Origin of the sequence: Rheinheimera sp., from assembly GCF_037442525.1 — a bacterium.
Classification (GTDB): Bacteria; Pseudomonadota; Gammaproteobacteria; order Enterobacterales; family Alteromonadaceae; genus Pararheinheimera.
On the sequence record NZ_JBBIQD010000004.1, the window covers coordinates 135,508 to 158,647 of the forward strand.

A 23,140-nucleotide genomic window follows, 5' to 3' on the forward strand; every position below is an offset into this window, starting at 1 on the left:
TATACGGTAACAAACTACTGTTACATTAAGTTTTTCGGTAATAAACTACCGAAACACTCTTTGCGTGGAAAACTCACAGATGATACTTCAACTCTACTTTAATGGTGCCTGGCACGATGCTGCGACATTACGCGTTACAGGACCAGGTAAGGATGCTGCTGTACAGATTGATTATTTAATGGACTATTTGCGACAGCCAGGCGTGCATTACGACTCCTGTGCGGAGCACGCTGTGACCGTCAATGCTCCTGTGTCAGCAGTAGCCACAGAATATCCAAACTGGCCTGGGTTGTTAGATGATCTGCTTCCCGCAGGAAAAAGCAGGCAATGGTGGCTGACTAAACTGGATCTAACGCATTTACCAGTCTTCGATGCCGATTGCGCTTTATTGCGGCATACCTGTATGGCCCCTGTGGGTAATCTGCGAGTGAAAGATGCCGTCCCGCAGACCGCCGGGCCAGCACTGGATTTTTCGCAGCGTCACGTCTGTGAGTTGCAACATGACTTCCTGGAGTATGCCAACAGTCAGGGGGCGGCTGTTGGCGGCGCCACCGGAGCAGCAGGAGTGGCACCGAAACTGTTGCTGATGCTCAGTGGCGACAGAGTCTTTGTTGACGGCGACTTTGCCGGCAAACCGCGTACGGCCACGCCTTATCTGGTGAAGTTTGCCCGTAACTTCCGCAGTCCCCGTGACAATCAGGTACTAAAAGCCGAAGGGGCTTATTACAAGGTACTGACCCAGGTACTGGAACACACCTCGATACAAACTATTGATACCCAACTGATGCAAACCCATGAAGCCGCTGGGCAAGTCAGTTTATGGTTGCCACGATTTGACGTCGTCGAGCAGCAAGGCGTGATGCACCGGCTCGGCATGGAAAGTGTGTATTCAGTGCTCAATGCCGGCCCAGGCAGCGCCTGGGACCATTTTGATGTAGTACGTATTCTGTGGCGCAAGTTACAAGGCGTACTGACGCAAAATTGCCAGCAGTTTGTCACTGAATACCTTATGCGGGATTTACTGAATCTGGTGTTTGGCAATTCAGATAACCATGGCCGGAATCAATCCTTTCTGAAACAGAATGGTCGCCTGAGTTTTGCGCCTATTTACGACTTTGCACCAATGAAAGCCGATCCGGAACAGATCACCCGACTGTTTAAATGGGGACATGGAACGGAAATAGGCGCAGAGGTTAACTTTGCTTTAGTGGCAGAGAGGCTGGCTGACCTGATTGACCCAAATACCCTGCTGCAGGAGCTTCGCGCCCTGGCGCAGCAGCTTATACAGGTACCACAGTTGCTGGAAGAAGCAGGCTGTCCTGAGGAAATACTACAGTTCCCAGCTATAGGCTTTGCCCATCTACCCGAGAAACTGCAAAAGATGAAACTAGTATGACCCCTTTAGAAAAAACGCAGTGGCAACTGCAGTTGGTGGACCAACTGAGCAAAGGCAACCTGAGCCTCGGTCAGGCAGTGCAGCAAATACGCACTCGCCTGTATCACATGACACAGGCGGATTATGCCAGGTTATGCCAGGTGTCGGAAAAGACCTTGCGGGAAGTTGAAAAAGGCAAAACCGACCCCCGGATTTCTATTGTGGAATCCTTATTACGCCCTGGAGGTCTGACGCTAAGTGCACGATTGCAGGTCAACAGGGTTGCCACTATGGCAGAATTGGCGGGTCGTTAAGTACCACGGAACCTGCTATGGAGCCGGTGCCCCGCACCGGCCCAGCGTCAGACTTTCTGAATCGCCCAACCACGAGGCCAGGTCTTGCACCGTGCCCCAAAACCAAGCTCCACTCAGCCACTGGCTAAGGGGGGCTTTTTCTTAAAAGTTAAACCACGGGGTCATCACATTAGACCTGACCCTTAGGGTGTGACCCTGAGGGTGCTCTCTGTATATAAGGCTAGCGGACAATGATTTACTATCTTAACGCCACCATCTTCATAAGCATTTTGATTGGCATTTGGTATAACTGGTCTCTTGAGGATGAGCTATCAAGAAACAAAAACTTAAGTGATAAAGATAAGTCGTATATTGAGGGCCTTATACTTAAAGGTGCAAAGTCTCAGCTCTTTTTTCCGAAAAATATGTTCCAACGGCATTGTTGGAATATTAATAGCCGAGTGAGGAAGTGCCTAACGGTATACCTCCTCATGACAGTCCATATATATGCGGTGGCTATACTTTACTTCACTGTCTTTGACTGACAAACCAGCGGAGTCAGGTATTGCCCCACGCCTTTAAAACCAAGCCCCACTCAACCACCAAATGAGCTGGGCTTTTCTTTTGAGTTCATATAGTTATAGCCAATTACAACCTAGCCCATGACGGCTGAACCTATAGCTACAACGCGCATAACCTCCGCCGTTAAAACTGTGATGTTTACATATTGAATAGAAAGATTTTTGTAGGTAAATTGGGTGTAGGATTATATTCGCAGGGATGTGTAATGAAATACATGACGTTTTGGCTCAATATGGTTTGGGCGGTGTCTCTACTACTTTGCCTTGGAACGGCTAACGCAGATGAACAAACCTCTCTTTATCCTTTTAATCCGGAGAATATTTCCAAATACAGCTTGAGCCCGGATCAGCACCTCTGGTTTTTATCAGGCAAGCGCATCAGTGAAGTCGAGCATGTCAATGGCGAATGGCAAAACAGGCGACAGCTGAATCTGGACAGTCAATATTCACCATACTCTTCAGTGCATGATTTAGCGGTCACCAGCAATCATCTCTGGATAGCGGACGAGCAAAAAATTACCGCCTACGAACTCTCCTCCATCGCACCTTATTGGCAAAGAAAGATCGAATTCCCCCTCAAGACCACGACCTCCAACGGATTTGATTTGGAAGTGGGGTAATCATCCCGTAAATTAACAGACGCTAAAAGTAGAATTTTCTCGTACGATAAACGCAGGAGATTCTGCATATGAAAACATCAAAATTTAGTGACAGCCAAATTCTGGCGATTTTAAAACAAGCCGAAGCTGGAGCACCTGTTCCTGAGCTGTGTCGTGAGCATGGCATGAGTTCAGCCACCTTTTACAAATGGCGAGCTAAGTTTGGCGGGATGGATGCGTCAATGATGGCGCGCCTGAAAGAGCTGGAAGCCGAAAATGCCCGGCTGAAAAAGATGTATGCCGAAGAGCGGCTCAAAGCCGAAATCCTCAAAGAGGCTATCGAAAAAAAGTGGTAAAGCCGTCGCGCCGACGGGAGTTGGCGCAAAAGGCGGTGCAAAACCATTCCATTACCATCAAGTTTGCATGTGGTCTATTTGGGCTGAGCGAAACCTGTTACCGCTATCAGGCCAAACTCAGTGATGAGAATGCTCAAATCGCCGACTGGCTGCTTCGGTTAACTGAGGCTCACCGCAGCTGGGGTTTTGGAATGTGCTTTTACTTTTTACGCAATGTGAAACGCTTTGGTTGGAACCATAAACGGGTGCTTAGGATTTACCGTGAGCTGGAACTTAATCTGCGGATCAAGCCGAAGAAGCGCTTAAAACGTGATGTGCCTGATGCATTAGTGGTGCCGGAGTCGATAAATCAGTGCTGGTCTATGGACTTTATGCATGACCAGCTCGAGGATGGCCGCAGCTTCAGACTGCTTAATATCATTGATGATTTTAACCGCGAAGGATTGGCGATTGAGGTCGACTTCTCGCTGCCAGCTGAGCGTGTTGTCCGCACTCTCAATCAAGTGATTGAATGGCGCGGCAAGCCCAGACAAATTCGCAGTGACAATGGTCCTGAATACATCAGTGCTTTACTGGCGGAGTGGGCAGCAAAACATGATGTTGAGCTGAAGTTTATCCAGCCTGGCAACCCGCAGCAGAATGCCTATGTGGAGCGGTATAACCGTACAGTTCGCTACGACTGGCTCAACCAATATTTATTCAGCAGTATTGCCGAGGTACAAGAGCATGCGACAGAATGGCTTTGGTTTTACAACAATGAACGACCAAACAAAGCAATTGGTGGCATACCACCGAAATACAAGCAGGCTTTAATAACGCAACCTTCTACTTCTAACGTCCATTAAAAATGGGATGATTACCGTGGCATTAGATGGCTCAGGAATAACACTTCTGGATTCAAATTTATTGTATGTCGCTGACATTGTTTCTGGTGAAATAGCTGTGCAGAAGGTAGACAACGCTGGATGTTTCGGTATTTCTCACGTAAAGAAAACCAAAGACTGGCTGGTCTTTTCCTGCCAGGTCGGCGAAACCTACCTGTACCAGAACACCACTGATGGCTATAAGTTCGTTCAGTCCTTGCCTGGGCGTTTACTTTTTCTGAACCCGCAGTCGAATACAATCTCTGTTTACGATCAACAAAATTACTTTATTCAAACCTTTGCTTTGCAAGGTTTAAGCCTTCTCAATACAGTCCCGCGGATTGCAGATATCTATCAAACTTCAGATAACTCTCTGGTATTAGTAAAAAAATATGAAGGGGATACAGGAACAGGCCATTTTTCATTTTTACGGCTAGGTTCAGATGGACAACTGATTGAAGAATCTCGTATAGGTGACGAGTTTATTAATCTGGGCTCTACAACATCGGGGCAGCTCGGGTCATCACTCTATGAAGTAGGTGACAAGATATTCAGAGCTTTCGATTATTGGCAAAAAAACGAGGGGGATGAGAAGTACTACTTTAAAGGTAATGACTGGCAATACAAACTTGGATTGTCCACCCAATTTGTACAATCATTTCCTGCCGCCAATGGTTTTGTAGCAGGTAATAACGGTATGCAAATCTGGTTTGCGGATCAAGGACAAATGCCAACATGGCAAGGCAACATTCAGTTCATGTCCCCGACCTATGAAAATGTACCTATAAGCAGGGTCACCGAATACTCAAAGCATTGGTGGTTTGCAGGTGTCGAACCTTATACGCAAAATCTCTATCTGAAATTGTGGCACCCGAGCCAACAGTTTCCGCGAATTATAATTCCTGAAGTGCAAAATAATGGTCGTGTCGAACAGCTGTTTTACGATGAAAGCACTGACTCTTTAGTGATAGCTATGGAAGGGGGTGACATTGTCGCTTGTAGTGCAGCCAGCGCATTGCATTCATCCACCCAATGCAGAGTTCATATCAGTCCACGCCCGTTCCAATCGTCAATACTCACTAGGCAGGGGGTATTGTTATTTCATCTGGCTGAAGACAATACAAAAGATGCAACTATGTACCACCTTACAACATCAGGCCTGCAACCAAAGTGGAGCGTACAGACCGGCATCGAATTCGACAGCAGACCGATTTACCTGGAAGACAAAGGTGTACTGATTGGCAATGGAAAACGCCTGATCCTGGAAGGCTCACAGCAAGGTACAGTGGGTAGCATTGATAATTCAGGTTTATCCGCTGGATGCGGTCCAATTGGACCACAAGACATCTTATGCACCTCGCCGCAATTATCTCTGTTTCGTTACTCCAATGACTTGAGTCAGGCGTTGAAATATGAATTTAGTGACAGCAATAGCCCATTCCATCTGCAAAGTTTTTTTCATATTGATAAGACAGGGCAAGCGCTGCTCATAGCAGATAATGTTATTACTCAACATCAATTGGATCTCCCCACTGCTGCTTTAACAGGCCAGCAACTACCACTTTCCGTCTTGCAGGACGAATCGCTAATGGTCGATGCCAATCAACTACTTAGCTCTTTATCAGGTGTAAATGTCGACATCTGGATGCGTCTCGATCCCTCGCATATCAATACAGCCAATTTATTCGAGAAACAGGGAGAGTATCATTGGCGGCTCAATACTAAAAACGAATTCGCCAAATATAACCCTACTGTGTGGATCCAATTACAGCTGCGACAAGGCCCTTGGTATGCTGCAGTCAACCGGCCAGTAAACCTCATCAACGTAAATGACCCACCAACACTTAAGCCTGGTAGCTATGTCAACAACCTGGAAGTTGGCGAAAGTTATTTCCTCGCCTTTATTGATGTGTTTGAAGATATAGATGGTGATCAACTGACTTACACGCATACGGTTCTGCCCGAAGGGTTCGTCATGCAAGAAACAGGTATCTTAGCCACCCCCAAATCAGCCGGCCAGTACCAGTTTACGTTGAAAGCTACTGATCCATCCGGTGAGTCCGTCTCAGCAACATTCTCCGGTACTGTGACAGAAAAACCTGTAGTAAACTTGCCGACCCCTCCTGCTGAATCCTCTTCAGGCAGTGGTGGGTCTGTTGGCTGGGGGTCTTTGCTGGCACTGCTGATACTGGCACTCTGGCGAAAGTTGGGGCAAAGCCAAAGCCGGTGCCCCGCTCCGGCCCAGCGTCAGACTTTCTGAATCGCCGAATTGCGCACCACCAGTTGCGGCACAAAGACGGAATCCACCTGCACCTCTTTTTTGTACAGGTGCTTGAGCAGCCAGAGCGCCGCCATTTTGCCCATTTCGTGAATGGGGTTGTTGACGGTGGTCAGCTTTGGCACTGCATAACGGGCAAACGGAATGTTGTCGTAGCCAACAAAGGACATTTCCTGCGGTATTTTCATGCCCCGCTCCAGGCAGGCAGAGATAGCACCGGACGCCATCTGGTCATTGGCGCACACCACTGCAGTAAATACCTTGCCACTGCGCAACAATTGCTCCATGCAGGCCACGCCACTGTCTTCTTTGTAATCGCCAACCACACATAGAGCCGGGTCAAAGCGGGCGCCGAATTCTGCCAAGGCCCGTTGGTGCCCTGTCAGGCGTTCCTGAGCATCGTGTTTTTTTGCCGGGCCTGAAATATAGGCAATATCCCTGTGGCCCAGCTCCAGTAAATGCCGGGTGGCCAGGTAACCACCCAATTCGTTTTCCAGGTAAATACAGCGCTCTTTAATGGGTTCGATATAACGGTTAATCAGCACTATAGGCGTAGGGCCGCGGCTCAGTTCAATCAGGTACTCGTCTGACACCGCTTCCACGTCGAGGATCAGCGCGTCCACACCGCGGCCAAGCAGAAACTCCACACTGTCCATTTCCTGCCCGGCATTGCTGTGGCCGACCGCAATAATGACGTGTTTATTGTCGAGCCGCAGCGACTCTTCAATTTCTGCCATCATAGGGCCGTAATAAGGACCATCCAGTTGCGACACCAGCACACCAATACTGTTCGAGCAGTTGGACGCCAGCGACTGAGCAAAAGTGTTGGGCTTGTAACCCAGTTTGTCCATCGCTTCCAGCACCTTTTTACGGGTTTTGTCGCTGACGCTGTCGCTTTTGTTCATCACCCGCGACACTGTGGCTAAAGACACACCGGCCAGCTGTGAGACGTCATAAATGGTTGCCATAAAGTCGCTGTTATTCCTTATCCGGCGTTATCGCCAAGCTGACCACGTTGTTGTAAATCCTGATGTATTTCAGCCACTTTTTTATTGTTGAGCAAGTAGTTTCTCATCACCAGCGCCACCAGCACAGAGCCTATAGCAGGTAGCAGAGTGAAGGACAGCAGTATGCCATGTTTGGCCTGTTCTGTTTGATCAACATCCGCCTGGTAACCAAAACCAGACAATAACCAGCCAGCCGCTGCACCGCCCAACGCCAGGCCCAGCTTGATAAAGAAGATAATGGAGGAATACACCATGCCGGTGGTGCGCACGCCGGTTTTCCACTGACCGTAGTCGACGGTGTCGGCCATTTTCGCCCACAACAGCGGCGTGGCCGCATTAAAGCAGAAGTTCCAGGCCATAAAGGCGGCAAAGGCCAACCACAGCTGATCAGGTGCAATCCAGTAGGCCACAGCGCAGAACGCAGCGGCGGCCAGTTGCAGGCCAATATAGGCTTTCACTTTGCAGACCTTTTGTGCCAGTGGCTGCGCCAGCATACAACCGAGCATACTGCTCAGCATACCCAGGGTGATAAAGAGCGTAATGCTGTCGGGCTGCTCAAGGTAATACTTCACGTAATAAATGGCGATGGTGTTTTTCAGCACATTGCCGGTCAGCAGGAAAATAGCCGCCAGCGACAACACCCGCCACTGGTCGTTTTGCCAAAGCGCTTTAAAGTCGTCTTTAAAAGGCCGTTTGGCTTCAATCTGGGTTTGAATCCGTTCTTTGGTGCCGGCAAAACAAAGTAAAAACATGCCAACGCCCAGAATGCTCATCACCAGAATGGTCAGCTGGTAGCCTTTGGCTTTGTCACCGTCGCCCAAATAATCCACCAATGGCAGCGTCAGGCTGGACACCAGTAAACCACCAATGAACGCACACACAAAGCGGTAGGACTGCACCGACACCCGCTCTTTCGGGTCTGCTGTCAGTACGCCACCCAAGGCGCAATAAGGAATATTCACGGCGGTGTACACCAGCATCAGCAGGGTGTAAGTGACAAAGGCGTAAATCATTTTGCCTTCGGCAGAGAAATCCGGCGTGGTAAACGCCATCACGCTGATCACGCCAAAAGGCAGGGCGCCGTACAAAATAAAAGGCCTGAACTTGCCATGTTTGCTGTGGGTTCTGTCGGCAAATGCGCCCATCAGCGGATCGGTCACCGCATCAATAATACGCACCGCCAGAAACATAAAACCGACAAAAGCCGGTGATAAGCCGTAAATATCGGTGTAAAAAAACGCCAGAAACATCATCACTGTCTGAAACACGATGTTGCTGGCGGTGTCCCCTAAGCCATAGGCTATTTTTTCCCGCACCTTTAACATAAATCTGTTTACCCTGTTTTTTGATTTTTATTCTGTGGCTACCCCGTCTGCTGCGGGGTAGCTGCGCGCGTTAAACCCGGCTTTGCAGCAGCTGGCGGTAGGCATGGCCGCTTTGTTTGATGGTTCGCTGCTGTGTGTTGTAGTCAACATACACAATTCCGAAGCGTTTCGAATAGCCCTCAGCCCATTCAAAGTTGTCCATCAGGCTCCAGGCAAAGTAGCCCTGCACATTCACCCCGGCTTCCACCGCCTGATGCAGCGCATTTAAATGCAGCTGGTAGTACCGCTGACGCTGTTCGTCCTGCACCTGGCCGTTTTCCAGCTTGTCCGCACCGGCCGCACCGTTTTCGGTGATGTAGATGGGCGGTAATTTGTACTTCTGATGCATAGAGGTCAGCAGGTCATAAAAAGCCTGCGGGTAAATTTCCCAGCCAATATCGGTTTTTTCGGCATCTTTTATCTCCACCACGGCAAACTCATGGTCGGCATTGGCAGTGTAGACATGACGGGTGTAGAAATTCACGCCAAGAAAATCCAGCGGCTGACTGATCAGCGCCATATCACCGGCTTCAATCACCGGCTTTTCCTCGTCTGTTAACCTGTTGAAATACTCCGGGTACTGGCCTGTCATCACCGGCTGCAGGTACCACTGGTTGTAGTACTGGTCGGCCTGCTCGGCCACGACTTTGTCGGCCGGGCTGTCGGTGTGCGGGTAACAAGGCGTAAAGTTCAGTACCAGGCCATTTAAGCTGTGTGGCGCCGTGCGGCGCAGTACCTGCAAGCCTAAGCCATGCGCCAGCAATAAATGGTGCGCCGATTTACGGCCGTTGCCACGGCCTGTTAAACCCGGCGCATGAATACCGGCTTCGTAGCCTAAAAACGAGCTGCAGAATGGCTCGTTTAAGGTGGCGTAACTGTATACCCGGTCACCCAAAGCGGTGCTGACTTTTTCCACATAATCGGCAAACTTGTAGGCGGTATCGCGGTTGAGCCAGCCGCCTTTATCTTCCAGATGTTGTGGTAAATCCCAGTGGTACAAAGTGACAAAGGACTTAATATTGCGCGCCTTGAGCTCGTCCAGCAGATCGATGTAAAACTGCAGACCGGCCGGGTTCAGCTCGCCATCCAGCTGGATCAGCCGGGGCCAGGACAACGACAAGCGGTAAGCGTCTACGCCCAGGGATTCGATCAGATCTAAATCGTCCCGCCATAACCGCAGATGGTCACAGGCGGTTTTGCCGTCTGATCCGTCTTTAATTTTGCCGGCCGTGGCACAAAACGTATCCCAGATACAGGGCAGCCGGGAGTCAGCCGCCCCTTCAATCTGGAATGACGCCGTGGCCACGCCGTACAAAAACTGTTTTTTGCGCAGCAGTGAATGCTCTGGTAGTTGGTACATGCTCATCGTTGTTCACTTTTCTGTTGTTTGTCTGTCAGTGTGGTCTATTTGACCAAATGTAATCGCTTTCATTTTTGCTTCAGCTGTTATGAAATCTGGTAGCCAGGCTACTGAATTTATTCACTGAAGCGGATGAACAGATTGGCGGTCAGCCGACCACCGGGAATAGCTGCCGAGATGTCTGTGGCCGGGTTGACCAGCCCACTGTGCAGCAAATTACCTGGGTACAGCAGCAGGCGGTTGGGCTGGTAGTCCAAAGCCTGGTACAGCTCGAAATGTTCATTGCCTTGCTGGAAATAACCTTCCGTCAGCCCTTTGGTGTCAACAAACTGCTGCAGGCTGTTGAAATACACCTCTTTGTTCGCGTCGCTGACCCTGTCTATGCCGGTGCTGCGCTGGCGGAAAAAGCCGGTTCCGCCATGCTCCCCCCCATCCAGATAATGCAGCAGCGCAAATACATAAGGCTCTGTGGTGTCAAAATGCGGCAACCGCTGCATTGGCTTTAACTCAGCCGGCGCTTTGGTAATTAACGAAAAACTGCAGTCACCCGCCCGCACCTTCAACTCGGGCGGGATCTGGTACAACTGGCGGACCAAAGGGGCCAAGGCCTGCAGCAATTCCAGCACATAGGCTTTTGGCAGCGCAGCGCGCACACCTGGATACAGGTAACTACGCACATCACTGAACTGGCTGTGCCTGGCCTGTTGCACTAAAGCCGAAGTGTCAGCCAGCAGCTGGTCCAGCACCAGCACAGGGCACTGCTCAGCGCCCAGCTGCAGAATTTGCGGCTGCAGCTGCGGGTTCAGTGCATAAGGCGAGGCGGCAGCGACGGAGCTCATTGCACCGCCGTCTGGCAGTAATGCCGGATAAAGTCGTTCACGTCCGGGTAGCCAGACACTGTTTTGCGCACATTGGCTTTGATTTTATCGAGAAAATCACGCAGCTCTTCCTGGCTCATCGCATCCACTATCGGGTGGTATTGCTGCGGCATCAGGCCCTGACCAATCATCACCTGCAACCAGGACGCTTCGCCAAACAGCTCCAGGCCAATTTTGTACACCCGGCCTGTTTGTTCGAATAAGTCCAGCCGGTGCTGCAGCGATTCCGGCACCGGCATCGACTGGCAATAACGCCAGAACGGGCTGTCACTGCGGTCGGTTTGTTTGTAGTGCAGAATAATAAAGTCGCGGATATTCTCCATTTCCTGCTGCGCCTGGCGGTTAAACTCGGCAATGTCGGCCGGTTGAATGCCATAAGACGGAAACATCTGCAGCAGACGGATGATATTGCGCTGGATCAGGTGAATACTGGTCGATTCCAACGGCTCCAGGAAGCCGCTGGACAGGCCAATCGCCACCACGTTTTTGTTCCAGTGTTTGCGCCGGGTGCCAGTGCGAAACTTCAGCACTTTGGGCGTCATCAGCGGCTCGCCCTGCAAATTTTCCAGCAGTTTTTGTTTGGCGAACTCATCGCTCCAGTATTTAGAACAAAACACCATGCCATTGCCAACCCGGCTTTGCAGCGGAATACGCCATTGCCAGCCAGAGTCATGGGCAATAGAGCGGGTATAAGCCACAGGGGCCGACACCGTTTTGGTCTGCACCGCCACCGCACTGTCGCACGGCAGCCAGTGGCTCCAGTCGTCGTAGCCGGTGTGCAGCGTCTGTTCAATCAGCAGGCCACGAAAGCCAGTGCAGTCGAGAAACAGATCGCCTTCAATCAACTGGCCGTTTTGCAGCTGCAGCGCTTTAATGGCGCCGTCGTCATGCTGCAGCACCTGGTCAATTTTGCCTTCAATGCGTTTCAGGCCATGTTGCTCGGCCAGCTGGCGCAGGAATTTGGCGTATAAGCCAGCGTCCATATGGTAAGCATGGTTTAAGTCCTGGTTCGGCAACACCGCAAAACGGCCTTCGCGGGCCGCCAGGTGTTCCACACAATAATCGCCAATCTGACTGGCCACGCCCAGTTGCACACCACGACGCCAGAAATGCTGAAAACCACAGGCCCAGCAGTCTTTGCCTAAAAAACCAAAAGAATGGATATAGTGTTTGTCGAGGTCGTGCCAGTGCTCAAAGGCAATCCCCAGCTTAAAGGTGGCATTGGTGGCCGCCATAAATTCGGCCTCTTTAATGCCGAGCAAACGGTGGAAAATATGCAGGGTAGGGATAGTGGCTTCACCCACACCCACAGTGCCGATTTCTTCCGACTCCACCAGGGTAATTTGCAGGTTTTTGCCCAGCATTTTCGCCAGCGCCGCTCCGGCCATCCAGCCTGCGGTACCGCCTCCGGCAATCACCACCTTTTGCACTCTTGGTTGCATTCGTTGCTCTCCGAACGCTTCAGCGTTTCAGTTTATTCTGTAAGTCAGCCCGCAGTTTGCGTGCTTCCAGTTCGGGTAAGGGTTTTTCCAGCATGCCCAGCGCCTGCGGGCTGATCTGTTGCTGGTCCACCTCGTCGTGTTCAAAAACGTAATACTCAAACAGCGCCTGCCAGGCCTGCCGCTGCGCCTTGGGCAAACTGCGAATACCCAGTACGGCCGCCAGCAGCGCATTGTTTGGCCGGCCTAAATAGCCCGGCGTGTCGCGCCACCAATGGGTCAGCAGTACATTAACATCAGCCTTGCCTGTCACCTGATGCCACCACATGCTGGGAATAAACAACAGGTCGCCCGGTTCCAGCCGTGCCAGCTGCGCCGCTTGCAGCGCTTCACGCGCTTTGGGAAAACGCTCAAAGTCGGGCTGGTTAAAATCCACCATGCTGATGTCCTGCCCCCCGGGGGCAAACTCCATAGGGCCAGGGTATAAATTCGCCACCTGCTGCGGCGGAAACAGCAGAAACTCGCGTTGCCCCACCAGGTTGCAGGCCAGGTTATGCGGAAAGTCATAATGCGCCGCAATCTGGGCCTGATTGCCAATCCACAGGCTGGTCAGCGGCTGCCAGTCACTCAGTGGCAACTGGTGCTGTGCCAGCAAGCCCGGAAACCAGCGGCTGACTTCGGTCGAGCCCATATAGAGGCAGCGGCCATCCGGCGCTGCGGCCAGCGCCAGCAATTGCTGGCAAAACTCAGCAAAACTAACCCGGCCACCGCTGTAGTTAAAACCTGTCTGGTCGGCGTTATAAAACACCCGGCCCTGCGCTTCTTTGGCCAGCGCCGCCACCGCCACCGGCTCACCACTGCTGCAGCCTGCAATAAAACCCAGCGCCGCCTCTGCCGACTGCAGCCCTAACTGCACCAGCGGCCAGTGGGCGCAAAAGCCTGCCAGCACCAGAGGTTCGCTGGCGTCCTGCAACAAAGCACTCAGCTCGTCCGCTGAAACGCCTGCAATGCGCCGGACCGGCCTGATGCTCATGCGGCCTGCCCGTTGTTTTTCTGCTGCAGGTTTTTCAGCTTTAACAGCTTCATCACCTGGGTCTGAGACGCCAGCGCCATGTAAATAGCCTGCAGGTACCCCTGCTGTTGCAGCGCCGCCAGATGCTCAGCACTCAGCGCGGCCAGTTTTTCTTCATGAATGGTGTAGAAGCCGACCAGCTGGCGGGGCTGACCGTCGTCCAGCTTCACTTCCATGGTAAAAGGCTCCAGCAATTGCAGCGCCAGCAGCTGGTCAACAAAACGGCGGGCGTCGTCCATGCCCAGATGCAGGGTTTCCATCAGGCTGGCCATTTCATCCAGATAGGCTGAGTTGCCGCCGTATGGCAGAAACAGCGCTTCACCTTCGGTCTGGCTGACACGCGGATGTTCCAGGTCGATATGCAGCACGCGGTGAATTTGATCCACACCGTCTTCGGTGACTTTTTGCTGACCAATTAAAAATGGCTGGCGGCGCACACTGAGCGGAATGTACAAGTCCTGCCAGTTGTTGTGCTGTAAAAACAGGTTTTCCTGGTGCTGAAAGCCAAATAACGCCACCGGGAAAAACTGGCCGGTGTTTTGGTCTTTATGGAAAAAAATCGGGTAATAGCCCTGCACTGTGCGGAATTCTTTTGGAAAGGTCAGCGCAAACCACTGGTTGTCGCCATAAGCGGCGCCGCGGTCTTTAATCACTTTTAAGTCTTTATGATCGACACTGCTCAGTAATACATGATTTGGCATCAAAATCTCCTGTTGTTCTGCTCTGCGGCTGGCTTAAAGGGTTGGTAAGCCGTACCTGTGAATTTTTTCTAATAGTTCTCTGTTGCCGGGCAGCGCCTGACGCATGGCGGCGGTTTTTTTCTGATTGTCCTGAAAGTACTGTCGCGCCTTTTGCTGCATCGAGATTTTGTCATTGGCATAGTGGCAGTCCAGCCCCATGCCCATCACCACATACTGATAACTGGCGGCCGGAAACAGCTGATCAGCCTGACGGATATCGGCAGGCATAGGCGGCTGGTGTTTCCACAGCTGCAGCAGCTGTTGCAGCGAGTCCGGAATACTGTGGCGTTCGCGGTGCATCAACCAGTAGTCATGGTCGGCCCGGCGGCTCAGTACATAGTGCAATTTGAGGAATTCGACAATTTGCTGCCAATGCTGGCTGAAACCTGCATTCAGCCGCGCCGCCATCACCGGCAACAGGCCGATATCCCCCGGCAGCAAGGCCGCCAGGCTTTTGGCTGTCCACTCCACCAACGCCAGCGCGGACGCTTCCAGCGGTTCGATAAAACCGGCGGCCATACCAATGGCGACACAGTTTTTCTCAAAACAACGGGCGCGGTAACCCGGCTCAAAACGCAGTAAACGCGCGTCCTCTGCGTTGGCGGCGGCCAAATCCGGCTGTGCCGCCAAATACGAGTTTAAATGCTGCCGCGCCTGAGCTTCGCTGCAGTGCGCTGATGAAAACACATGGCCGATGCCACGGCGGCTTGGCAGCGCAATATCCCACACCCAGCCCGCTGGCTGGGCTGTGGCTTTGGTGCAACTGGCCATTGGGCTGTCTGGTTGGGCATAAGGCACCTGAATAGCCAAAGCACTGTCATTAAACAGAATATGCTGCTGGCTGATCCAGGGCACCTGCAAATGTTGCCCCAGCAACAAAGACGGCTGACCCGAACAATCGACAAATAAATCCCCGGCAATACGCTCGCCGTTGGACCCCACCACAGCGGCAATCCGGCCATCGGCGTGGTTTTCCACCGCTTCAATATGCAATGGCCTGTACACCACACCCAGCTTGCTGGTGGCATGCTGTTGCAACAATTGGGTGAATTTGCCGGCATTTAAGTGGTAGCCGTAATTGTTGATAAAGCTGTATTGGGCCGTGCTGATTTGTTTGGGCGCCAGCCCCAATCTGACCAGCTGTTGCTGCGGACAGACAGCTTCGGCAAAACTGACTTCGCTGGCAAAGGGCAGCCAATAAGGCGCCAGATTGATCTCAGGGTAGCCGGCTGGCAAGGTAAAGGGGTGCAGGTAATAACCCTGCCCGGCGCCATGCCAGTCATAAAATTCGGAGCCTTGCTTAAAGCTGGCTTCACAGGCGATTAAAAATTCGGTTTCGGACAGGCCGATTTTTTCTAAGGTATGGCGCATTGAAGGCCAGGTGCCTTCACCCACACCAATAATTTGCACGTCCGGTGATTCAATCAAGCTGATCTGAACTTTGGCCTGCGCCAAAGGTTTGCCCTGATCATAATTCAGCTCAGCTGCCAATAACGAAGCCGTCAGCCAGCCTGCGGCGCCGCCTCCGACAATGACAATCTGTTGTAGTGCTGTATTCATAGCAGAGCCTGTTGAACAACAAAACCGGATCCCGGCAGGATGAATAAGAGGGTGGCGTTTTTACCACCCTCTGTCCACCTTCAGTGATTAGAAGGTATAGCGGGCACCAAAGCTGTAGCGCGGGCCTGTTTCCACCAGGCTCAGCACTTGCTCTTTGGCACGACCATGCACCCTGGTGTACTCGTCCGTGATATTCAGAGCTTCCAGATACAGAGTCAAGCCATCCACCTGAGGAATGTCGTAGCTGACAGAAGCGTCAATCTGCGAATAAGCCTCAGTGTACCGTGGGTTCGCGCCAGTGTCCTGACCACGCGAGTTCAGGAACTCGTCACGCCAGTTGTACGCCACCCGGGCCTGGAAGCCGTAGTTTTCATAGAAAACCACCAGGTTGGCGGTGTCGCTCAGACCGATCAGGGCTGGCTGGTCAACCAACAGGTAGTTGTCATAGGTACGGCCACTGTCCACCATGGTGTAGTTGGCTAACACACCAAAACCTGTTTCACCAAAGGCGTGCTGAACGGCAAACTCCCAGCCGTCTATCACTTCAGAATCAGCACCGTTGGACGGTGTATTAATTTTGAAGATCATCAGCTCGTCTTCACCGGCCACACCGGAGATCACTTTGCCCGCCACGTCCACACTTGGATCTGAGCCATAGTTGGCAAAAATCCAGTTACGGATAGCCGCCGCATCCGGGCCTACCGCCGCCAGGGCTTCACGGTATTTTTTACCGTCCGCAGGGTTTGGAATGCTGTAAATGGTCGAATCCACCACTGTGTTGCTGATAAAGTTTTTGGTGTCTTTGCGGAAATAACCGACAGACGCATAACTCGACGGTGCGTAGTACCATTCCAGCGACAGATCGATGTTTTCCGATTCCAGCGGTAACAGGCTTGGGTTGCCTGAAGAGCCGCTACCACCGGCACGGTTGGCCAGCGTACCAACCACTGTCCCCCCCTGAATGGACACATAGTCCGGACGGCCTATGGTTTCGCTATACGCGAAACGCGCCATCACATCATCCACCACTTCAATATTAAAATTGAAGTTAGGCAGCACATAGTCGTAGTCCCCTGTTTGGGTCTGGAACTCACGCTCACCGGTTGCGACCAGTGCAATTTCAGTATCGGCAATCCAGTTGGCGCCGTCGTAAGACGACACAGCTGAGGTGGACGTCACATCAGTTTTTTCATAACGCACACCGACATGCACATCGTAAGGACGGCCTGCCCACTCGTTTTCATAGTTGTACTGCAGGTACAAGGCCTGTGACTCTTCCATGGTGTAGCGGTCGGTATCACGGGCATAGTCAGTGGACGGGCAGAAATCGGTGCCACAATCACCGCCACCTGTGTAACCGGCTGGCGTGTACAGCTGCTCGGCTCTGTTACGGACGTTGTTGAAATCCCAGAAGAACATTTTGTTCAGCACTTCAAAGCTGCGGCCAGAGGCAATGGAGAAATCGCCACCATTGGCTTTGAATTTGTCGTGAATGGTTTCAACCGGGAACCAGGAATCTTCGAAATCGCCAGCGGCGCCTACGCCACCCCAGTCATTCCGTTGCACGTTGACGGATTGGGAGTGGTTATCGACGTCTGTCAGCGCTATACCGAAATCGATACTGCCAGCATCGTCCAGCACGTATTCACCGCGCAGCTGGTACTGGTCAATTTCCGATCTGTTGCGGGCGTTACCAAATACACTGCCTGTGACGCGCATATCGGACGGCTGCACTGAGTTACCACCACCCACCGCCAGAATGGGCAGATCACCGGTAAAGTCGGTCGCCGCACTGGTACGGACGAAACCGGCCATACTCAGGGTGTTGTTGGAACCAAACTCGTGGTTGGGTTTAAATTCAGCACTGGATTTGTGCGCGTCGAAGGTCAGATTCAGGTTGTCCGTGGCCTGCCAGTCCAGATTAAAGCCCACTGAGTTGCTTTGATTGCGTACACCGAAGTCGCCAGCCCCCATGGATAAATCCTGTGGTGTGGCATAGGTTTCAGAGTACAACAGTGGAGAAGACACCGGACCGTCCGTCCAGATGTTCTGTGACGGCACAAAGGTAAACCAGGCAGAGACATCGTGATACTGGGTATCGATGTCATTGCGCATATAGGTGTAATCCAGGCTGGCGGTCAGATTGTCGGTAGGCGCATATTGCAGCACCAACTGGCCGTTGGTCCGTTCACGTTGCTGTTCTTCAAATTTGTAGATGGTGGTTTGTGGGACTGAGTACACATCATCCGGACCAGGACGGTTGACCTGACCGCCCTGAGGCACGCCCCCCCAGGCACCGGTGCCACCGGCCCAGTCATCGTCTGCTGTACCGGCAAAACTGCGCCAGCCAGTACCCACATTGGCCTGCTGGTTGCCACTTTCACGTTCCTGGTAACTGGCGGCAATCAGCACACCAAATTTGCCATCGTCGGTACGGCTGGAATACAAACCCGACAATTCAGGGGTGGCTGAGCCTGTTTCCGTGGACTGATCATCCACCATAGCCACATTGACTGTGGCTTTTTGTGAACCCACAGTCAGAGGTTTTAAGGTCAGGATATCGATGGTTGAACCAATACCCCCAGTGGCGTGTTTGGCCTGACTGGTTTTGTTCACTTCCACGCCGCTGATCAGATCAGAAGCAATATTGGCGAAATCAAAAGAGCGGGAGCCTGTGGTGACCGGCATCTGGCGGCCGTTTAAGGTGACCAGGTTAAAATCCGGCCCAAAACCGCGGACCGACACTTTACTGCCTTCGCCGTTAACGCGGTCAATCGATACACCACTGATCCGCTGCAAGGATTCCGCTAAGTTGGTATCCGGAAATTTACCTATATCTTCGGCCGAAATGGCATCCACAATGCCTGTGGATGACCGTTTGGTGTCCATAGATTTAATCAGACTGCCACGGATCCCCGTGACAGCTATAACTTCTACGTTTTCATCTTTTTTGGACGCAGCCTGATCATCAGCTGCATAGGCAGGTGCCAATGCCCCAACACCGAGCACCAAAGACAAGCTGGTCGCCAGCCTGGTTTTGGTAAAGGTTTTCGAGTTCATGAATGTTTCCCTGTCGACTGTGCTTAGTTTCGTTGTTTGTCGGGTTTGCACAGGTGCTTGCACCATTAGCAAACAGCGCACTTCTGAAAGCGCTTTCAGAAATTAGGTTAAATTTTCTAAACCGTCAATATAATAAAAATAAATTGATTAAAAAATAACATAAAACAATCAGGAAAATTCCTGAATTATTGATGTTTTTCATAAAGATATCATTAGCCAACCCAGTAGTAACCAGCCTGTATTGCAGAGAATTCCAACAAGGTCCGCCAGACAGAATTTTCCCCCCTCCAGCAGGACTGTGGAAAAAATCATTGGCACAACGACAGTTTTCAGCTATTTATGAAAGCGTTTTCAAAAACTAAAAGCTGGCAGAGAAGGCACAGCACCTTCACCGGCGGATCAGATCAATGGTCAGCTCCCCACTGATCAGGACAACAGGACAGCAAAAGATGCACCGACTTTATCCTTTAGCCGCAGCTATAGCTTTGGCTCTGACGGCCTGCACACCACCACAGGGCGGCCCGGAACAGACCACAGCGGCTGGCTCCGGCTCCTTATGGCCAGAACTGCAAAGCCCTCTGCCCGTTGTGGCCGAAAAAGAACAGCAACTCAGTCAGTTGATCCAGAACATGACCACAGAGCAGAAAGTGGCTCAGCTGATCCAACCGGATATCCGCTGGATCAGGCTGGAGGATATGCGCACTTATGGCTTTGGTTCTTACCTGAATGGCGGTGGCGCTTACCCGAACGACAACAAAGCGGCCAGCGCGGCCGACTGGCTGGCCTTAGCTCAGCAGCTGCATGAAGCTGGTGTCGATGCCAGCCAGGATGGCAGCAGCATTCCACCGATCTGGGGGACGGATGCGGTGCATGGCCATAACAATGTGCGCGGTGCCACAGTGTTTCCGCACAATATTGGTCTGGGTGCCGCCAATAACCCGGCCCTGGTGGAAGCTATTGGTAAAGCCACAGCCGAAGAAGTGGCCGCCACCGGTATTCACTGGGTGTTTGCCCCCACTGTGGCCGTTGCCCGTGATGACCGCTGGGGCCGCAGCTATGAAAGTTATTCGGAAGACCCGGCCATTGTAAAAAGCCTGGGCGCTGCCCTGGTCAAAGGTTTGCAGGGGCCTGTCGGGCCTGAGTTTCTGGCTCCGGGCCGTGTCATTGCCACCGCCAAACATTATCTGGCCGACGGCGGCACCAGCGGTGGTAAAGATCAGGGCAATGCCGAAATCACCGAACAACAGCTGATTGACCTGCATGCGCAGGGTTATTTCAGCAGCCTGGACGCTGGCGTACAAACCGTGATGGCATCGTTCAGCAGCTGGAATGGCGAAAAAATGCATGGCAATGGCTACCTGCTGACCGAGGTGCTGAAAAAACGTTTGGGTTTTGATGGTGTGGTGGTGGGCGACTGGAACGGTCACGGCCAGGTGCCAGGCTGCACCAACCAAAGCTGTGCCGCCGCCATTAACGCCGGTGTCGATATTCTGATGGTGCCAGAGCACTGGAAAGACTTGTACCACAACACCCTGGCGCAGGCCAAAGCCGGTGACATCAGTGCAGAACGGCTGGACGATGCCGTGCGCCGTATCTTGCGGGTGAAACAACGCGCTGGCCTGCTGGATAACTATCAGGGCCCGGCTGGCAACCCATTTGCAGGCAAACAAGAAGTGATCGGAGCCGCTGAGCATCAGGCATTGGCTGCTCAGGCGGTGCGGGAGTCGCTGGTGCTGCTGAAAAATAATGGACAGCTGTTACCTCTGAACCCGAAACAACGCATTCTGGTCACAGGTGACGGCGCCGATTCTATTGCCAAACAAAGCGGCGGCTGGACCGTGACCTGGCAAGGCACTGGCACCAGCAATGCCGACTTCCCACAAGGCCAGAGTATTTATGCCGGTATTGCTGCCCAGGTGCAGGCCGCTGGTGGCTCGGTCGAGCACAGTAGCGATGGCAGCTTTAAAGACAAGCCGGACGTGGCCGTGGTGGTGATAGGCGAAAACCCTTATGCCGAGTTTGACGGCGACACGCCAAGCCTGGATTACCAGGCCGGTAAAAACAGCGACGAAGCGCTGCTGAAACAACTGAAAGCCGCCGGTATTCCGGTGGTGACTGTGTTTTTGTCCGGCCGCCCGCTGTGGGTAAACCCGGAACTGAATGCGTCTGATGCCTTTGTCGCCGCCTGGCTGCCTGGTACTTCAGCCGGCGCTATGGCCGACCTGTTACTGCGGGATGCCGAAGGCAAAGTGCAGCAGGACTTCAAAGGCAAACTGTCGTTCTCCTGGCCCAAAACAGCCGACTCGCAGCCACTGAACCAGGGCGATGCCGGTTATGATCCCTTGTTTGCTTTGGGCTATGGCCTGAGCGTACTGGACAAGGTGCTGGTGCCGGAATTGCCAGAGCAGGCAGCAGGTCAGCAGTCAGCCCAAGGCAGCTTCGCCCTGTTTGAACGCCGGGCTGCCAATGGCCTGAATCTGCATCTGGCCGATGCCACCGCGTCCGTGCTGGTCAATGCCAACAAAGTGCAAAGTGCCGATGGCAGCCTGAAGCTGGCCGCGGTGAACTGGCAAAAACAGGAAGATGCGCTGCAACTCAATTGGTCGGAAGGCTCCAAAGCCGCTTTGGTGTTGCAAGCTGCCCGCCCCTTTGATGCCTCAGGCTACCAGCAGCTGCAGTTTGATCTGAACTGGACCGTCGCCCCTGCAGCGCCAGTGCTGATTGGCGCGTCCTGTGGCAGTGGTTGTGGCGGGTCAGTGGATCTGCTGCCAATACTCACCGGCAAAGCCGCAGGCGAGTGGCATAAGCTGAGTGTGAATCTGGCTTGCCTGGCTGACGCCGGTGCGGCGCTGAATCATCTGGAACAGCCATTCAGCCTGCAAAGCTCAGCCGCCTGGCAGGTTAAAATTGCCAATATCCGTTTGGTTCAGGGCGCAGCCGCAAGCTCCGCTTGTCCGGCCAATTGATCTTTCCATCCTGTCTGGGCGGCCTGGCCGCCCTTTTATTGAGTACTTTGGTATGAACACAGTATCCACCACGGCCAGCCAGAGCGGCCAGCCAAACCTGAGCAGCTGGGCTTTACCCAGCCTGACCTTTTTATTTTTTATCTGGGGCTTTATTACCTGCCTGAACGATATTTTGATCCCGCATTTAAAAGCGGTGTTTGACCTGAACTACACCCAGGCCATGCTGATCCAGTTTTGTTTTTTTACCGCCTATTTTCTGGTGTCGTTACCGGCTGGTGCGCTGATTAACAAAGTGGGTTACCAAAAAGGCATAGTGCTTGGCTTACTCATTGCCGGTGTGGGCACGCTGAATTTTATTCCGGCCGCACAGTTTCACAGCTACCCCTGGTTTCTGGCCGCACTTTTTGTGATGGCGTCCGGTATCACCATTTTGCAGGTGGCCGCCAACCCTTACGTAACCATTCTGGGTCCTGAACGTACGGCGTCCAGCCGTCTGACCATGACTCAGGCCTTTAACTCGCTGGGTACCACGCTGGCCCCGCTGTTTGGCGCGTCGCTGATCTTAGGCACGCTGGACAACAGCGACACCGCCCATTCGGTACAACTGCCTTATTTGCTGTTGACCGGAGCCCTCTTTGTGGTGGCTTTGGTGTTTTCCCGGCTGAACCTGCCGGTGGTGCAGCATGAAAAAGCTGCAGATTCGGTGTCGCTGTCAGCTTTAAAGCCATACCGTCATTTATGGTTGGGGGCTGTGGGTATTTTTATGTATGTCGGCGCCGAAGTCGCTATCGGCTCCACACTGGTCAATTTTATTGGCAGCGAGCATGTGCTGGCTTTGGCCGAGGCTGATGCCGCCCATTATGTGGCCTGGTACTGGGGAGGCGCCATGGTTGGCCGCTTTATCGGTGCAGCCCTGATGCAACGTATTCCGGCCGGTTTGTTATTGGCAGTGCATGCAGTCGCCGCTTCAGCGCTGATTTTGCTTGCGATGGGCAGCAGTGGTCAGCTGGCACTCTGGGCCATTCTGGCGGTAGGCCTGGCTAACTCCATTATGTTCCCAACCATTTTCAGCCTGGCGTTACAGGGCCTGAAACAACACACCAGCCAGGGCGCCGGTTTGTTATGTCTGGCGATCGTCGGCGGTGCCATAGTGCCGGTGGGTCAGGGCGTACTGGCCGACCAGTTTGGCCTGACTTTGTCATTCCTGTTACCGGCCGCCTGCTACGGCTATATCGCCTGGTTTGGCCTGAAAGGCCACAAAGCCAATTAACTATTTCCGGCCTGAGCTGCCTCAGGCCACAGGCGGGACTTCCCCCGGTTGGTGCCGCCTGTTTCTTCTTAACTAAGGG

At 52.6% G+C, this 23,140-nt stretch carries 16 protein-coding genes; 7 read left to right on the forward strand and 9 right to left on the reverse strand.

Annotated elements, in window-relative coordinates; genetic code table 11:
- Positions 1–79 precede the first annotated feature (79 nt).
- The 5 genes from WKJ03_RS08920 to WKJ03_RS08940 all read left to right on the forward strand — a co-directional run bounded on the left by WKJ03_RS08920 (position 80) and on the right by WKJ03_RS08940 (position 6,327).
- Positions 80–1,396 carry a HipA domain-containing protein gene (locus WKJ03_RS08920; RefSeq protein WP_337841842.1) on the forward strand — a complete coding sequence of 439 codons (1,317 nt, stop codon included), beginning with the start codon at positions 80–82 and terminating at the stop codon, positions 1,394–1,396.
- Positions 1,393–1,689 carry a helix-turn-helix domain-containing protein gene (locus WKJ03_RS08925; protein ID WP_337841843.1) on the forward strand — a complete coding sequence of 99 codons (297 nt, stop codon included), beginning with the start codon at positions 1,393–1,395 and terminating at the stop codon, positions 1,687–1,689. The genes WKJ03_RS08920 and WKJ03_RS08925 overlap by 4 nt, the downstream gene beginning before the upstream one ends.
- A 766-nt stretch (positions 1,690–2,455) precedes the next feature.
- Positions 2,456–2,869: a hypothetical protein gene (locus WKJ03_RS08930; RefSeq protein WP_337841844.1), complete on the forward strand. Its 414-nt coding sequence runs from the start codon at positions 2,456–2,458 to the stop codon at positions 2,867–2,869.
- A 68-nt stretch (positions 2,870–2,937) separates the two neighbouring features.
- Positions 2,938–4,049 (forward strand): IS3 family transposase gene (locus WKJ03_RS08935; RefSeq protein WP_337841845.1). Its coding sequence is split into 2 segments (ribosomal slippage): positions 2,938–3,199 and positions 3,199–4,049, totalling 1,113 coding nucleotides; the frame shifts between segments, so codons are not numbered across the junction.
- A 16-nt stretch (positions 4,050–4,065) separates the two neighbouring features.
- A complete protein-coding gene (locus WKJ03_RS08940; RefSeq protein WP_337841846.1) occupies positions 4,066–6,327 on the forward strand; it encodes a putative Ig domain-containing protein in 2,262 nt (753 codons plus the stop codon).
- On the opposite strand, the gene WKJ03_RS08945 is transcribed toward WKJ03_RS08940, so the two are convergent.
- From WKJ03_RS08945 to WKJ03_RS08985, 9 genes are all read right to left on the reverse strand, one after another.
- Complete coding sequence (locus tag WKJ03_RS08945) at positions 6,315–7,313, reverse strand: LacI family DNA-binding transcriptional regulator (protein ID WP_337841847.1); 999 nt, start codon at positions 7,311–7,313, stop codon at positions 6,315–6,317. The two genes, WKJ03_RS08940 and WKJ03_RS08945, sit on opposite strands and share 13 nt — an antisense overlap.
- Before the next feature lie 17 nt (positions 7,314–7,330).
- Positions 7,331–8,677: a glycoside-pentoside-hexuronide (GPH):cation symporter gene (locus WKJ03_RS08950; protein WP_337841848.1), complete on the reverse strand. Its 1,347-nt coding sequence runs from the start codon at positions 8,675–8,677 to the stop codon at positions 7,331–7,333.
- Between the two features lie 70 nt (positions 8,678–8,747).
- Entirely contained in the window at positions 8,748–10,082 is a 1,335-nt protein-coding gene (locus WKJ03_RS08955) for a GH1 family beta-glucosidase (RefSeq protein ID WP_337841849.1), read from the reverse strand.
- A 110-nt stretch (positions 10,083–10,192) separates the two neighbouring features.
- Positions 10,193–10,915: a DUF6445 family protein gene (locus tag WKJ03_RS08960; RefSeq protein ID WP_337841850.1), complete on the reverse strand. Its 723-nt coding sequence runs from the start codon at positions 10,913–10,915 to the stop codon at positions 10,193–10,195.
- Positions 10,912–12,396 carry a tryptophan halogenase family protein gene (locus WKJ03_RS08965; protein ID WP_337841851.1) on the reverse strand — a complete coding sequence of 495 codons (1,485 nt, stop codon included), beginning with the start codon at positions 12,394–12,396 and terminating at the stop codon, positions 10,912–10,914. The genes WKJ03_RS08960 and WKJ03_RS08965 overlap by 4 nt, the downstream gene beginning before the upstream one ends.
- 19 nt (positions 12,397–12,415) lie before the next feature.
- Positions 12,416–13,426 carry a cupin-like domain-containing protein gene (locus WKJ03_RS08970; protein WP_337841852.1) on the reverse strand — a complete coding sequence of 337 codons (1,011 nt, stop codon included), beginning with the start codon at positions 13,424–13,426 and terminating at the stop codon, positions 12,416–12,418.
- Positions 13,423–14,166 carry a SapC family protein gene (locus tag WKJ03_RS08975; RefSeq protein ID WP_337841853.1) on the reverse strand — a complete coding sequence of 248 codons (744 nt, stop codon included), beginning with the start codon at positions 14,164–14,166 and terminating at the stop codon, positions 13,423–13,425. Before WKJ03_RS08975 ends, WKJ03_RS08970 begins: the two co-directional genes overlap by 4 nt.
- 33 nt (positions 14,167–14,199) lie before the next feature.
- Positions 14,200–15,765, reverse strand: a complete 1,566-nt coding sequence (locus tag WKJ03_RS08980; RefSeq protein ID WP_337841854.1) for a tryptophan halogenase family protein — start codon at positions 15,763–15,765, stop codon at positions 14,200–14,202.
- 87 nt (positions 15,766–15,852) lie between these two features.
- Positions 15,853–18,825 carry a TonB-dependent receptor gene (locus WKJ03_RS08985; RefSeq protein WP_337841855.1) on the reverse strand — a complete coding sequence of 991 codons (2,973 nt, stop codon included), beginning with the start codon at positions 18,823–18,825 and terminating at the stop codon, positions 15,853–15,855.
- Positions 18,826–19,274: 449 nt separating this feature from the next.
- On the opposite strand from WKJ03_RS08985, the gene WKJ03_RS08990 reads away from it, so the two are divergent.
- Positions 19,275–21,791: a glycoside hydrolase family 3 N-terminal domain-containing protein gene (locus WKJ03_RS08990; RefSeq protein WP_337841856.1), complete on the forward strand. Its 2,517-nt coding sequence runs from the start codon at positions 19,275–19,277 to the stop codon at positions 21,789–21,791.
- A 52-nt stretch (positions 21,792–21,843) separates the two neighbouring features.
- On the forward strand, positions 21,844–23,061 hold the full coding sequence (locus tag WKJ03_RS08995) for a sugar MFS transporter (protein WP_337841857.1): 1,218 nt from the start codon (positions 21,844–21,846) through the stop codon (positions 23,059–23,061).
- The last annotated feature ends 79 nt before the right edge of the window (positions 23,062–23,140 follow it).

Coding starts and splice junctions, on each gene's coding strand:
- WKJ03_RS08990 (WP_337841856.1), top strand. CDS start 19,275: ATGCACCGACTTTATCCTTTAGCCGCAGCTATAGCTTTGGCTCTGACG.
- WKJ03_RS08950 (WP_337841848.1), bottom strand. CDS start 8,677: ATGTTAAAGGTGCGGGAAAAAATAGCCTATGGCTTAGGGGACACCGCC.
- WKJ03_RS08925 (WP_337841843.1), top strand. CDS start 1,393: ATGACCCCTTTAGAAAAAACGCAGTGGCAACTGCAGTTGGTGGACCAA.
- WKJ03_RS08960 (WP_337841850.1), bottom strand. CDS start 10,915: ATGAGCTCCGTCGCTGCCGCCTCGCCTTATGCACTGAACCCGCAGCTG.
- WKJ03_RS08975 (WP_337841853.1), bottom strand. CDS start 14,166: ATGCCAAATCATGTATTACTGAGCAGTGTCGATCATAAAGACTTAAAA.
- WKJ03_RS08920 (WP_337841842.1), top strand. CDS start 80: ATGATACTTCAACTCTACTTTAATGGTGCCTGGCACGATGCTGCGACA.
- WKJ03_RS08995 (WP_337841857.1), top strand. CDS start 21,844: ATGAACACAGTATCCACCACGGCCAGCCAGAGCGGCCAGCCAAACCTG.
- WKJ03_RS08970 (WP_337841852.1), bottom strand. CDS start 13,426: ATGAGCATCAGGCCGGTCCGGCGCATTGCAGGCGTTTCAGCGGACGAG.
- WKJ03_RS08955 (WP_337841849.1), bottom strand. CDS start 10,082: ATGAGCATGTACCAACTACCAGAGCATTCACTGCTGCGCAAAAAACAG.
- WKJ03_RS08965 (WP_337841851.1), bottom strand. CDS start 12,396: ATGCAACCAAGAGTGCAAAAGGTGGTGATTGCCGGAGGCGGTACCGCA.
- WKJ03_RS08980 (WP_337841854.1), bottom strand. CDS start 15,765: ATGAATACAGCACTACAACAGATTGTCATTGTCGGAGGCGGCGCCGCA.
- WKJ03_RS08930 (WP_337841844.1), top strand. CDS start 2,456: ATGAAATACATGACGTTTTGGCTCAATATGGTTTGGGCGGTGTCTCTA.
- WKJ03_RS08985 (WP_337841855.1), bottom strand. CDS start 18,825: ATGAACTCGAAAACCTTTACCAAAACCAGGCTGGCGACCAGCTTGTCT.
- WKJ03_RS08945 (WP_337841847.1), bottom strand. CDS start 7,313: ATGGCAACCATTTATGACGTCTCACAGCTGGCCGGTGTGTCTTTAGCC.